General features: G+C 51.1%; 11 protein-coding genes. 5 read left to right on the top strand and 6 right to left on the bottom strand.

The features are described 5' to 3' along the window. Positions 1-148 precede the first annotated feature (148 nt). From L21SP2_RS05200 to accB, 4 genes are read right to left on the bottom strand one after another with little or no spacing between them, the layout of a single operon-like run. Positions 149-1,120 carry an acetyl-CoA carboxylase carboxyltransferase subunit alpha gene (locus tag L21SP2_RS05200; RefSeq protein WP_024267444.1) on the bottom strand — a complete coding sequence of 324 codons (972 nt, stop codon included), beginning with the start codon at positions 1,118-1,120 and terminating at the stop codon, positions 149-151. Next, a complete protein-coding gene (gene accD / locus L21SP2_RS05195) occupies positions 1,120-1,947 on the bottom strand; it encodes an acetyl-CoA carboxylase, carboxyltransferase subunit beta (protein ID WP_053335759.1) in 828 nt (275 codons plus the stop codon). The genes L21SP2_RS05200 and accD overlap by 1 nt, the downstream gene beginning before the upstream one ends. Before the next feature lie 55 nt (positions 1,948-2,002). Then, positions 2,003-3,325: an acetyl-CoA carboxylase biotin carboxylase subunit gene (accC, locus tag L21SP2_RS05190; RefSeq protein ID WP_041401219.1), complete on the bottom strand. Its 1,323-nt coding sequence runs from the start codon at positions 3,323-3,325 to the stop codon at positions 2,003-2,005. Beyond that, a complete protein-coding gene (accB, locus tag L21SP2_RS05185) occupies positions 3,322-3,816 on the bottom strand; it encodes an acetyl-CoA carboxylase biotin carboxyl carrier protein (RefSeq protein WP_024267441.1) in 495 nt (164 codons plus the stop codon). Before accB ends, accC begins: the two co-directional genes overlap by 4 nt. Positions 3,817-4,010: 194 nt before the next feature. Between accB and fabZ the strand changes: the two genes are divergently transcribed. Both fabZ and sfsA read left to right on the top strand, forming a co-directional pair. Next, positions 4,011-4,436, top strand: coding sequence for a 3-hydroxyacyl-ACP dehydratase FabZ (gene fabZ / locus L21SP2_RS05180; RefSeq protein WP_024267440.1), 426 nt, complete (start codon positions 4,011-4,013; stop codon positions 4,434-4,436). Between the two features lie 41 nt (positions 4,437-4,477). After that, complete coding sequence (sfsA, locus tag L21SP2_RS05175; protein WP_024267439.1) at positions 4,478-5,620, top strand: DNA/RNA nuclease SfsA; 1,143 nt, start codon at positions 4,478-4,480, stop codon at positions 5,618-5,620. Positions 5,621-5,782: 162 nt separating this feature from the next. Here the strand turns inward: sfsA and ligA are convergent, their stop codons facing one another. After that, positions 5,783-7,810 carry an NAD-dependent DNA ligase LigA gene (ligA, locus tag L21SP2_RS05170; RefSeq protein WP_024267438.1) on the bottom strand — a complete coding sequence of 676 codons (2,028 nt, stop codon included), beginning with the start codon at positions 7,808-7,810 and terminating at the stop codon, positions 5,783-5,785. A 163-nt stretch (positions 7,811-7,973) separates the two neighbouring features. Beyond that, positions 7,974-9,236, bottom strand: a complete 1,263-nt coding sequence (locus L21SP2_RS05165; RefSeq protein ID WP_024267436.1) for a mechanosensitive ion channel family protein — start codon at positions 9,234-9,236, stop codon at positions 7,974-7,976. Positions 9,237-9,550: 314 nt separating this feature from the next. Here L21SP2_RS05165 and L21SP2_RS05160 point away from each other — a divergent pair, with 314 nt between their 5' ends. From L21SP2_RS05160 to L21SP2_RS05150, 3 genes are all read left to right on the top strand, one after another. Then, complete coding sequence (locus L21SP2_RS05160) at positions 9,551-10,525, top strand: radical SAM protein (RefSeq protein WP_053335597.1); 975 nt, start codon at positions 9,551-9,553, stop codon at positions 10,523-10,525. A 519-nt stretch (positions 10,526-11,044) separates the two neighbouring features. Then, on the top strand, positions 11,045-11,413 hold the full coding sequence (locus L21SP2_RS05155) for a GxxExxY protein (RefSeq protein ID WP_024267434.1): 369 nt from the start codon (positions 11,045-11,047) through the stop codon (positions 11,411-11,413). Between the two features lie 351 nt (positions 11,414-11,764). Further along, positions 11,765-13,504 (top strand): ATP-dependent nuclease, encoded by a 1,740-nt coding sequence (locus L21SP2_RS05150; protein WP_024267433.1) that lies wholly within the window; start codon positions 11,765-11,767, stop codon positions 13,502-13,504. Positions 13,505-13,519 lie beyond the last annotated feature (15 nt).

Here is a 13,519-nt window from a genome sequence, read left to right as displayed (position 1 = left end):
TGGAAACTGAGCATCCGGCTGAAAGGTGATTGCAGTATTCGACAGGTTGTAGATGCAAAAAATAAAGGGCTGCCCTGGTATGGGGCAGCCCTTTTTGTGCAGTTGTACCCCCGGCCATGCAAGCCCGGGTTAAGATGCAATGCCGCGGTTATCGGAAGCGGAACAGTTTTCTGAAAAAACTGTCTTCCTGTCCGTTATGGGGATCGTGGAATTCTCCCAGGGAAAGCAGCTTCTGGCTCCGCTCTTTCAAGAGCTGTTCCATTTTCTTATCTTTCAGCTCCTGGTAGGAGGTGATGATGGTTTCCTTCAGCCGGCTGGCCACAAAGTCCGGGTCGTTATGGGCTCCGGAGGGAGGCTCAGGGATAATTCCATTGATAATTCCGAATTTCAGAAGGTCCGGTGCGGTCATCTTCATGAGATCTGCGGCAAGCTGATTCTTCTTGGCATCCCGCAGAAGAATGGACGCGAATCCTTCGGGACTGATAACCGAGTAGGTGGAATTTTCCAGCATGAACACCCTGTCGCCGACGCCGATTCCCAGTGCGCCACCGGACCCGCCCTCACCGATTACTATGGCAATGATGGGCGTTTTCAAGACAGAAAACATCTTCAGGTTTGTGGCAATGGCTTCGGATATGCCCCGTTCTTCACTGCCGATTCCCGGATACGCTCCGGCGGTATCTATGAGGGTGAGAATGGGGCGTCGGAATTTTTCCGCCTGCCGGGCAAGGCGGAGAGCCTTTCGATAGCCTTCAGGATGGGCCCAGCCGTAATTTCGCTTCAGGTTTTCCTTCATGGTGCGGCCTTTCTGGTGGCCCATGAATGTGAAGGGAACCCCGCCGATTTTGGCGATTCCGCCCACCATTGCAAGGTCATCACCGAAGAGGCGGTCACCGTGAAGTTCCACATAACTGTCGGAGATCTTGCCGATGTATTCCAGTACATTGGGCCTGTCCTGATTTCTGGCCAGAGTTACTCTCTGCCAGGCATCCATGGACCCCGGACCATCCCCGGTAAGCTTTGCGCTTATCCGGTTGAGATCGTCGTTTATATCTATCTGCTTTACATGAGCAAGATTTTTCAGTTCGCGAATTCGTTTTTGAAGTTCTCTGTCACGCATCAGGCCTTCCCCCCTTCGTAGCTGTGTGCATCTATGAGAAATGCCAGGGTCTTGCGAAGCTGGGACCGGGGAACAATTTTATCAACAAAGCCTTTCTCCTGCTGAAACTCCGCCCGCTGGAAGCCGATGGGAAGTTTCTGCTTCATGATTCCTTCAATAACCCGTGGACCTGCAAAGCCGATCAGGGCGTTGGGCTCGGCCAGGGTCACATCTCCCAGCATGGCGAAACTGGCGGTTACTCCCCCTGTTGTGGGGTCGGTGAGCACAATAAACAGGGGCTGGCCCACCTGCTCAAGAAGGGCCGCCGCGTGTGAAGTCTTTGCCATCTGCATGAGGGAAAAAATCCCTTCATGCATACGGGCTCCCCCGGATGCGGTAAAAAGAATACAGGGCAAACCCCGCTGTGCTGCAAGGAGAATGGCCCGGGCAATCTTTTCGCCCACCACTGACCCCATGCTTCCTCCGAGAAACTGGAAGTTCATAATACCCACAACCGCTTCCCGGCCCTCAATGCGGCATAACACCGTCTGCACCGCTTCGTTCAGTCCGGTTTTCTGCTGGCTCTTCTTTACCTTTTCTTCATACTCGGGGAATTCCAGGGGATTCACCGTTTGAAGATCAGATGAAAATTCCTGGTATTCGCCGTTATCCGCCAGAAAGCGCAGCCGCTCGGGTGCGGATATCCGAAAATGATGGCCGCATTGGGAACATACATAGAAGTTCTGTTTCAGCAGCTCGGAATCCAGCTGGGCATTACAGCTAGGACATTTATGCTCTTTCTGAAGAAATCCCCGGTCATCGGCAACGGAAAAATCGCTGAATTTCATCTTTTTCCGGAATATCTTCTGAATCAGTTTTGCCACTCTGGTATCTGCCATCTGATTAATCCTCCTCGGCAAGGATGTGAGTCAGCACATCGGTGCCGTACTCTCCGCTTCGAAAGATCTTTGAATTGATGATCTTCTTCTGGATATCGATATTGGTGGGAATGCCCACCAGAATCAGTTCGTCCAGCACCCGGTTCATCCGGTCCAGCCCCTCATCCCGGGTCTGTGCATAGCAAATTACTTTGGCAACCATGGAATCGTAGAACGGAGATACGCTGTAGCCGTTGTACAGGAAGCTTTCAACCCGTACGCCGTAGCCTCCCGGGGGAAGATAATCGCTGATTTTTCCCGGGGCCTTGGCATTCACCCGGCATTCCACGGCGTATCCGTCCAGGCGTACATTTTCCTGGCGGATACCCAGCTCCAGACCGCTGGCAACCCGGATCTGTTCCATGATGATATCCACACCGGTGACCATTTCGGTTACCGGATGCTCAACCTGGACACGGGCGTTTACTTCCATGAAATAATAGGCGCCTTCGGTCACCAGGAACTCGATGGTTCCCGCACCGCAGTACTCAAGCCCTTTGAACAGGCGGACTGCATCTTCGCCCATGTTCTTCCGCATTTCCGGAGTGACAACGGTGGAAGGACTTTCTTCCACCAGCTTCTGATGGTTTTCCTGGCAGGAACAGTCACGTTCGCCCAGGTGAACCACATTGCCGTGGCTGTCTCCCAGAATTTGTATTTCAACATGACGGGGGTTTTCCAGATACTTTTCAAGATAGACCGTGCCGTCGTTAAACGAAGCCTGGGCTTCGCTCGAAGCAATTCTCAGGGTTCCGATAAAATCCTCAGGATCCCGTACAATCCGCATTCCCTTACCGCCGCCGCCGGATGCAGCCTTGATAATTACCGGATACCCCATCTCATCGGCGGCTTTTTTTGCCGCTTCGGGGTCTTCCACCGACCCTTCAAGACCGGGGATTACCGGTACGCCGTATTGTTTGGCAGTAAGCTTTGCCTGGACCTTATCGCCCATCCGGGCGATGGTGTCGGGATGGGGGCCGATCCAGATGAGGCCGGCCTTTTCCACTTCACGGGCAAAATTGGCATTCTCGCTGAGAAAGCCCACACCCGGGTGGACTGCATCGGCTCCGCTGAGAACCGCTGCAGAAATAAGATTTTCCATTTTCAGGTAGCTGGAAGAGCTGGGGGGAGGACCTATGCAGACCGCTTTGTCCGCAAGACGGACCGGAAGAGAGTGGGCATCAGCCTCTGAATATACCACAATCGAGGTGATCCCCATTTCTTTACAAGCCCGTACTACCCGAACAGCGATCTCCCCGCGGTTCGCAATGAGTATGGACTTGATCATACGCGTTTCACCTCAAACAGGGGAGTTCCGTATTCAATCATCTGACCGTTCTCCACCAGAATCTTCACGACTTCCATATCGAAATCCGCTTCAAGTTCATTGAGAACCTTCATGGCTTCAATTATACAGATGGTGCTCCCGGCCTTCACCGTGCTGCCCTCGTCCACAAAGGGAGGACTGTCCGGTGCAGGGGAGCGGTAAAAGGTGCCCACAATGGGAGCAGTGATGGTTTCGGCTCCATCCGTTGCAGCATCAGTTGATTTCTGTTCCCTTGCATCAGTATTCACTGAAGGGAAAGTCTGGGCATCATGCTGCGGGGGAAGGGAGCCCATGGCTCCGGGGACCGGCTGATATACGGGGCTGCTGTGAAATACCTGGGGTTCAGACCCTTTTTTCAACGTAATGCTTTCCTGTTCGGTTTTATAGCGGATTTCTGATATCCCGCTTTCATCAAACTTATCAATAAGTTCGAAAATATCCTTCATATCCATTCGTAAAGACCTCCTTGGACGTTCCACCGGGGATTAGCTGACGGATAATTAAAGACGCTATCATTTCGCCTATGGGCTGTCAATAAAATCCGGGTGTTATTCTTGAATCTGATTCAAAAAAACTGCTACACTCAGAACAAGGGGATGCGTCACGAATAGATCCCCATCGAACTATCAGACAAGGGAGTTGTCATATGAGAGATATCAAAGAATTATTGCCCCACCGCGAACCATTCCTCTTTGTGGATGAGCTCGTGGAAGCCGGTAAGGAAAACATCGTTGCCACCCGGGTGTACACATCCTCCGAGCCCTTTTTTCAGGGACATTTTCCCCAGTACCCGGTTGTTCCCGGCGTAATCCTGGTGGAGACCATGGCTCAGTGCGGAGGCGCAGGAGTCCGTCAGGCGGGAGTGCTTGAAGATGACAAGCTCTTTTTCCTGGCCACCATCGACAAGGTGAAATTCCGCCGGCAGGTTCGCCCGGATGAAAAGGTGCGCTTCGAAATTACCAACAACCGCATCAGCCCGAAGATGCTGAAGCAGTCCGGAGTTGCCTATGTGGGAGACGAAGTGGCCGCTGAAGCGGAGTGGATGTGCCTGGTGGGTGATGCGCCGGCATAACCCCCTTCAATGCCCCGGCCATATGGGGTAAGCTTGCAGAAATGAAAGATGCGATTCAATTATTCCGGCCCCATTCTCGGGGCCGTTTTTTATTCAGAAAAAACCGCTTTGTAATCCGGGTGATCCATGAAGAGGGCTTCGAAACCGACGTTCATGCGCCCAATCCCGGCAAGCTTTTGGAACTGTACCTTCCGGGCACAGAGGTTCTTCTGGAGAAGCACTCCAACCCCGCACGCAAACTGCCCTGGTCTCTGGCTGCATTGCGCCACGGGGAGGCCTGGGTTCCAATGGTAAGCGCAGCCGCAAACTCTGCGGCCGCCGAACTGGCGGTTCCCGCCCTGTTTCCCCATGCTTCCGGACTGCGCAGGGAGGTGAAATCCGGCGATCACCGTCTGGATCTGGCGTTTGAGAACGGTACGGATTCCTGGATGGCCGAGGTGAAATCATGCAGCCTTGTGGAAGCAGGTGCGGCCATGTTCCCCGATGCGCCGAGCATCCGTGCCTGTGAACATCTGGAACTTCTCATGGAGCTTCAGAAGAGCGAAGGGATCCGCGGCCTTCTTCTGTTTGTGATCAACCACGGCAGCCCGGAGTATGTTATTCCCAATTACCACAACGATCCCCGGTTCGCCCTCACCCTGATCAGAGCCCGGGAGGAAGGGGTGAGCATCCGGAGCGTTATCACCCGAAGCGAAGACGACGGGCGCACCCTCCTTACCGGAGATCCTCCGGCGGAACCCGGGCTTCTGCTTCAGGGGGTAAAAGAACTTGTCCGGGAAGACGCCGGACTGATCCTGGACGTGGAATATCTCCCTGAAGAAAAGCGATGGCAGGCTGGAGTTTCGATTCACCCCGGGGAATTAAGCAGAGCACTGAACAAAGCACCGAAAAGAGCAACAGGAAGAACAACAGGGCCGGGATCGGCGACGGGCCGGGGGGCCGGCAGGGTCCGCATTCCCATGCGAAGCAGGGCCTCTGAAATCCTGCAGACCGCCCAACGCCTTCATGAGCTGCTGGACCGGTGGGCCGGGCATGCTTCCGGCCATGCTTCCGGCCATGCTTTTGGGGATGCAGAGAACCGGCAGTTCGCCTTCCCCGGCAACCCGCTGCACATTCCCCAGCTGAACCGCAGCATATTCCAGCTGCGCCACCGTATCAGCCTGGAACAGCTGCAAGGCCGTTAGCCGCCGGAAAACGCTGTGGAACCGCCGAGCGGCGGCTATCGGTCGGGGAGAGCCCCCGGTTAGCGGCCGAGGCGCAGAGAGCCTGCGGCCGATGGATAGCGGCCGTGGCGAACCCGGTCAGCCGCCGGGCGGCAGCGGGATGTGCCCGGGGGACGATGCTGATCAGGATTCTTTCAGCATGGCCAGAAATTCTTCTTCGCTGACAACCCGGACACCCAGTTTTCGGGCCTTCTCCAGCTTGCTGCCGGCTTTTTCTCCGGCAAGGAGATGGGTGGTTTTGGAACTCACATCGCTCACCGCTTCCCCGCCCCGGAGTTTCACCTCTTCCATGGCGGAAGATCGGGGTTTGAAGGTCTCAAAGCTTCCGGTTACGCACCATCTCTGGTCCCGGAAGATCTGTGGGGGCAGATCACCGGCGGGGGAAGGTTCTTCAGCCTGGAAATTCAGGCCCACATCCTTCAGTTCGGCGATCATATCCCGCATTCTGGGTTCCTTCAGCTGCTCAACCACGGTTTCCACGGTTTTTTCCCCGATCCCCTTAATTTCGGTCAGCTCGGCCTCCCCGCCCCGGTCAATCAGTTCGTAGAGCTGATCGATGCTGCGGTAGCCTGCCTCCTCAAGAAGCTCGGCCATTTTCGGTCCCAGATCGTGGATGCCCAGGCTCACAAGCACCTGCCGGTAGGGCCGGTGCCGGGCGGCATCGATCCCCTGGCGTATCAGCTCGGCTTTTTTCTCGGCAAAGCCCTCCAAAGCGGCAATATCATCATAATTCAGGCGAAAAAGGTCGGGAACATCGGAAATCAGCCCCTCTTTCAGCAGGGTGATCACCGTCTCCGAGCCCAGATTATCAATATCCATCTGATTACGGCCGGTAAAAAAGATCAGCCGCCCCTTCTGACGATCGGGGCAGTCGAAATTGGGGCAGAAGTGATGGGCTCCGGTTTTTTCCAATGCGGTAGCGCAGGACGGGCAGGATTCGGGCATGGTCCACAGGGGATGCTCCCCTTCCCCCTTTTCAACCACTTCCTCAATTGCGGGGATCACGTCTCCCCGCCGGCTTACCGCAACCGTATCGCCGGGAGCAAGGCTCAGGGCGGAAATATAGTCCTGATTGTGGAGGGTCACATTGGAGATGGTGGTGCCGCCCACAAACACCGGTTCTATCCGGGCCACCGGGGTGATGCGGCCGGTTCGTCCCACCTGAACGTCTATGCTGTTTACGGTGGTTACGCCCCGGGGGCTTTCGAATTTGTAGGCGATGGCCCAGCGGGGATGATGGCCGGTGTAGCCCAGCTCCTCCCGGAAGGGAATCTCATCGATCTTCAGCACCATGCCGTCGATTTCGTAGTCCAGATCGCCTCTGCGGCGGGTGCTCATATCCAGATATTTCTCTATTTCCGTGATGGCCCGGGCCAGAGAATCCTCGTCTTCCCCATCCACCGGAATTCTGGTCTGGTGGGGATTTACCACCAGTCCCAGCTCCTTGAGCTGCCTCAGATTATCCTCATGAGAGTCGCCGAAACTCTCGCCGTAGGGTTCGTATGCAAAGAAGCGCAGGGGAACCCGTGCCACATCCCGGCTTTTGATTCTCCGCAAGGTTCCGCTGGCGAAATTCCGGGGATTGGCGTACTCCCCTTCCCCGCTGATGGCCTGAAAATCGCTCACCGTCATATAGACTTCACCCCGGATCGCCGCATCCACGTTCCTGCTCAGCCGCAGGGGGATCATGCGGATGGTGCGCACATTTTCGGTGATGTCGTTGCCGACTCTGCCGTTGCCCCGGGTTACGGCCATGTCCAGTTCGCCACCGCGGTAATACAGCACCAGGGATGAGCCGTCCATTTTTTCCTCTATTATTATGTGGAAGGGATGGGAGAGCCCTTTGGCACAGCGGCGTATCCATTGGCGGATTTCATCGATGCCGTAGGCCTTATCCAGACTGAGGACGGGAATACTGTGGTCAACCTCGGGAAGCTGGGAACTCAGGTCAGACCCTACACGTCTGGTGGGGCTGTCAGCTCTCCTGATGTCGGGCTGCTCTTTCTCCAGCGTTTCCAGTTCATGGTAGAGGTTGTCGTATTCACGGTCGGTTATTTCCGGTTGGCTGAGAACATAGTATGCGTATTCGTGGTGCTGAAGCTGTTCTACCAGTTCATCCATGCGGGTGCGGGGGTCTGTGTTCGGGGACATGAGTGCTCCTTGATTAGCAGGCGAAAGCCGTGATGGGGTGCTTTGTATCGGCCATGGGGATAAGATACCAAGTTGAGCGGACCATTGGCTACCGGGATCAGCGGTTTTCATTCATCCCCGGGAAGCCGGACACTGCCGCCGGTTCCCGAGTACAGCGGGAGGGCTATGAGCTTCGGGGATGAACGGAATCGAATATCCGGGACATGTCGTAACTGCCGGGCTGTTGGTACACCCGAAGCCCGAACTCCGGAGCCACCGCCAGAAGGTGGTCAAAAATATCAGCCTGAATGCTTTCATAAATCGCCCATATGGTATTCCGGCTGAAGACATATATTTCAATGGGCAGTCCGGTGGGTCCCGGGGGAAGCTGCCGCACCAGAAATGTCATTTCATTGCTGATCTGAGGATGGGCGCTGAGGTAGGCGGCCACATGGGCACGAAATGTACCGATATTGGTTAATCGGCGGGTATTCGCCAGACCGCCGCCGGGAGGATCTTCACTGCGATGTTCAGATATTTCCTGCCGCCGTTGTTTCAGGTAGGAGCTGATCAGGGATATCTTCTGAAGATTGTCCATCTCTTCCTCGGTTAAAAATCTGATGGTGTTGATATCCATGGAAATGGCGCGTTTAATTCTCCGGCCGCCGGCCTCGGCCATGCCCCTCCAGTTCCGGAAGCTGGAGCTGGTGAGTGCATAGATGGGAAAGGTGACTATGGTTTTGTCGAAGTTCTGCACCTTCACAGTCTGCAGGGTGATATCCACCACATCACCATCGGCACCGAACTGGGGGACTTCTATCCAGTCGCCGATGCGGATGAGATTGTTGGCGGTGAGCTGGATGGATGAGACCAGGCCCAGGATGGAATCCCGGAAGACCAGCATGATGACCGCCGACAGGGCGCCGATACCCGATAACAGGCCCAGGGGGGAGCGGTTCAGCAGGGTGGTGATCATCAGGGCCATACCGATGGCGTACAACACAATTTTCCCCACCTGAATATAGCCTTTAATGGGACGGTTTTTGGATACCTCATAGCCCTGGTAAATGTGCTGAACAGCGCTGAGCAGGGAGTCCAGCACGAGCACGGTAACCCCCACCATGTAGACGAGGATTATGCGCTGAATTACGGCCAGAATGTCACCGGACTGTGTAAATATGGCAGGAAGGAGAAAGTACAGAACGAGTGCGGGGGCGAAGTGGGCCAGATTCTTGAAAACGCCCCGTCTTACGATGATGTCATCCCAGGTGGCGGCTGTTTTTCTGGTGAGATCGGTGAGGACTTTCAGAAGGACTTTCTTACTGATTATATCGGCGAGCCAGCTGAGCAGCAAAACGGCGAGTACAAACAGCGACTTTTCCAGGATGACGGCGGTGGAGACGGATAATCCGAGGTTGGTAAGGATATTTTCCATGAGATCGGTCATATTTTTTCCTTGGAGGTGATGAGCATTCTTGCCAAGGATACGAAAAAACCTGATCCTGAGCAATGTGTCCGGCCTGTCAGACCACGGTTTCATGAAGGGACCGCGGGATTGGGATTTTTTTGGAGGGAACCGCGACAGGCACTACAGGGCGCGACATGTAGGTGCACGGGATGTTATGGACCGGAGGAATTTCGGAGTGAAGTGCTCAAGGTGACGGTTGCAGCGGGCAGCGGGGTCTTTTGCGGTGGTATGCAGACAGCGGTCTTTTGTCATCCGGATGATTTGCTTGATGCGGTGACCGCGACGGGCGGGACATGGCGCAACAGATAAGCGAAGAGAGGTTTGTTTTGGCAGAGAAGTATACGTATGTTTTCGGACCAGTGCCGTCGAGGCGGTTGGGGATGTCCCTGGGCATAGATTTGGTGCCCAAAAAAGTATGCTCCCTGGATTGTGTGTATTGTGAGGTGGGGAAAACCACAAAGCTTACTCTGGAGAGAATGGAATACATACGGTACGATCGGGTTATTTCAGAACTGGAGCAGTGTTTGAAGGGGACTCCCCGTATCGATTTCATCACCTTTTCGGGTTCCGGGGAACCGACGCTCAACAGCCGGATTGGTGATGTTTTAACCTGGATCAAAACACATTACCCCGGCTTGAGAACGGCTATTCTCACCAACGGAACTCTGTTATCTGATCCGGAGGTTCGGGAGTCGATCCTTGCTGCGGATGTTATCCTGCCTTCCCTGGATGCAGCCAGTCAGAAGGTTTTCGAGAGAATCAACCGGCCGACAGCGGAACTGGATGTAGCAGCCTGTATTCAGGGAGTCATGGACCTGCGGAAGGAGTTCACCGGTGAGGTTTGGCTGGAGGTTCTGTTCCTGAAAGGGTTTAACGATTCGAAGGATGAGCTGGATTTGTTGAAGACGGCAATTAAGAATATCGATCCTGACCGCGTCCAGCTGAATACCCTGGATCGCCCGGGTGTTGTTGCAGATTTGATTCCCCTCAGCGTACAGGATTTGCAGGATATTCGTGAGTATTGGAACATGCCCAATGTGGAGATTATTGCACTGCCTCAGGATCGTTCAGCCATTGAGTCGTATGACGGTGATGTTGAGTCTGCCATTTTGGAAACTATCGCACGGCGGCCGTGCACTCTTGAAGATTTACACGCATTTCTGGGAATTCATACAAATGAGATCAATAAGTACCTGGGAACTCTGGAGGCCAAAGGACAGATTACTTCGGTGACTCTTGATCGGGGTGTATTTTTCACCGCTACATGAGAGCGTTATTCGGACTGTTGCCATGTTTCACCGCCGGCGGTTCCGCTTAGGAGCACGGATTGGGATCCAGCAGGGAAATATGTGAATTTTTGAAGGTAGCTTTGGGTTGTGTATTTTTTTGATGGGAACCGCGACGGGCGCGAGATGTAGATGTACGGGGCGCGACAGGTAGGTGCACGGGATGTTAAGGACCGGGGGAATTTCGGCGTGAAGTGCTCAAGGTGACGGTTGCAGCGTACAGCAGTGGCTTTTGTGGTGGTATGCAGACACCGGGATGTTGTCAGCCGGATGATTTGCTTGATGCGGTGACCGCGACGGGCGCGACAGAGCGCGACATGTAACTGTACAGGATTTCCTATCCTGAAGTTTTTTTAAATTGGCGGGTTACATGTTCCTGCCCTCCCCTTTTTTTATTATGTCCTTCACTCAGGAATCCTCAAGGCACGCTTCGCTCCCGCCTTCTGCGGGGCCTTGACCATTCCTTCGTTCCGGTGCGGGGGAAGAAAAAAGGAGGCAGCCATGCTGTATGAGGAGTTGTCGAAGACGGTTTTAGACGGAGTGTTTTCAGTTCACCGTGAATTGGGTCCGGGTCTTTTGGAGCAGCCGTATCACAATGCATTGTACATGGCATTTCGGGAGCTGGGGTGCACGGTAGGCTATGAGCAGCAGTTTGAGGTGTTGTTTCGGGGGGAAGTAGTTGGAGAGTACTACGCAGACCTTGTTGTAAACGGGTGTATTGTGGTGGAGGTAAAGGCGGTAGCCGCATTGAATGAACAGCACGAGGCTCAGTTGCTGAATTATTTGCGCATTTCTGGGTGCAGCCTCGGCTATGTCGTGAACTTTGCGCCCAGGAGGGTGGAATTCATGCGAAGGGTGCTCAGCGGGTGAGTCCCGCAGGGCTGTTTGATATTCGGAGCGTTTAGTCTGAAGTAATGTGTCAGATTTCCGGATCGGGTCGTTGATTATCAGGAACAGGTAATAACCGGTCGTGAATGACGTTTTGATCAAAACTTGCAAAACCGTGGATTTAATAATAAAATAGCCAATATTCGTTTTAAAAACTTATTTCGAGATATGTTATTTTTCGATTGATAAGAGAATTGGGTTTAATAAATATGTTATATGGACAAAATTTTTCAAAATAGAGAAAATATGATATAAATAAATAGAAATGGACATAGAGACCGCGCCCTAAGAAGCCCGGCGTCCATGCCGGGCTAAGAAAGAAGAAGGTATGAAATGAAAATTAAAACTGTAAAAATTCACAATTTCAGGTCAATTAAAGAAGAATCATTCGATCTTGATGCCTTTAGTCTATTAGTCGGTGAAAACAATGCTGGCAAAACAAATGTAATTTCCGCACTTCGAGTTTTTTATGAAGAAGGTGGTACTAAATACAATGACAAGAAAGATTTTCCCAAGTTCGATACTGATGATAAAGAATCGTGGATTGAATTAACTCTTATCTTGTCAGATGAAGAAAATGAACTTATCAAAGAAGAATATAAAACTACTGATAAGGTTCTGAAAGTCAGAAGATATTTTAAATCTGATGATAAAGAACGGGTTGATTCGAAGAATAGCAATATTTTTGCTTATGAAAAGGGTGAATTATCTAAGAATCAATTTTATGGGGCGAAAAACATATCTTCCGCTAAATTGGGTTCTGCTATTTACATCCCTGAAATGTCTAAAACTTCTGACACTTTAAAACTATCTGGCCCATCCCCATTAAGAGACATAACAAACTTTGTTTTCAAGAAAATTGTTTCAAATAGCCCTTCCTACTCGCAATTAAACACAGCTCTTGAAGATTTCAATAAAGAATTTAAAGATGAATCTGAAGGAGACGAGTTCTCTCTAAACAGCCTTGTTCAGGATATCAATGAGCAGATTTCTCATTGGGAAATAGATTTTGGTTTTAAAATTAATGCAATAAAACCGGAAGATATAGTAAAAAACCTTCTAAATCACTATGTAACTGATAGAAACCTCAAGGATTCAGAAGTCGATATTGATAATTTAGGCCAGGGATTACAGAGGCACATTATGTATACTCTCATTCGTTTAAGCAGTAAATATGTGGACAAGAAAACACCAAAGAAAAAGGATTTCAACCCTGATTTCACCTTGTTGCTATTCGAAGAGCCAGAGGCTTTTTTACACCCTTCACAACAGGAATATTTAAATCTAAGTCTGAAGAGACTTTCAAAAGAAAATCAAATATTGATAACAACTCATTCCACAACATTCGTAAGTAAGAACATCAATCAGTTGCCATCTATAATAAAAGTAAACAAAAACAGCGGAAGAACATCAATATATCAAATAAAGAATGAAGTTCTTGAAAAGTTATGGGATACGAATACAGGCATGTATAAGTATTTTTCAGATTTATTAGTAAATGATAGTAGTGACCCGAAACTGATTAAATTTATAAATAATAAGCACCTTGGTGAAGAAACTCCAGATATTCTTAAGAAGATTGATGATGAAAGTTTCCGATATGCTTTATGGCTTGATACAGAGAGAGCATCAGCTTTTTTCGCCAAACATGTATTGATTTGTGAAGGTGCAACTGAAAAAGTAATATTTGATTATCTTATAGCTAATTCTTGGGAAGAGTTACAAAAAAAGCAGATTTATGTATTAGATTCCATGGGTAAATTCAACATACATCGATATATGAATCTTTTTTCAGAGCTTGGTATAAATCATTCTGTACTTTATGACGGTGATGGTGAAAAAATCGGTCAGGAAGAAATTAACAATTATATTAAAAGTAACAAAAACGATTTTACATGCGAAATAGACTTCTTTGATGTAGATATGGAGTCATTTCTAGGGTACGAAGCACCTAAAAGGAAAGATATTAAACCTTTGACAGCTTTATCAAAGCTGGCAAATAATGAAATATCAGAAGAAAAAATACAAGATTTGAAAGAAAAAATTACCAACCTTCTCCAAAAGAAGGATTGATTTAACAGAGGAACA

The sequence above is a fragment of the Salinispira pacifica genome, assembly GCF_000507245.1.
GTDB lineage: Bacteria > Spirochaetota > Spirochaetia > DSM-27196 > Salinispiraceae > Salinispira > Salinispira pacifica.
This window is presented reverse-complemented; position numbering and strand designations above follow the sequence as displayed.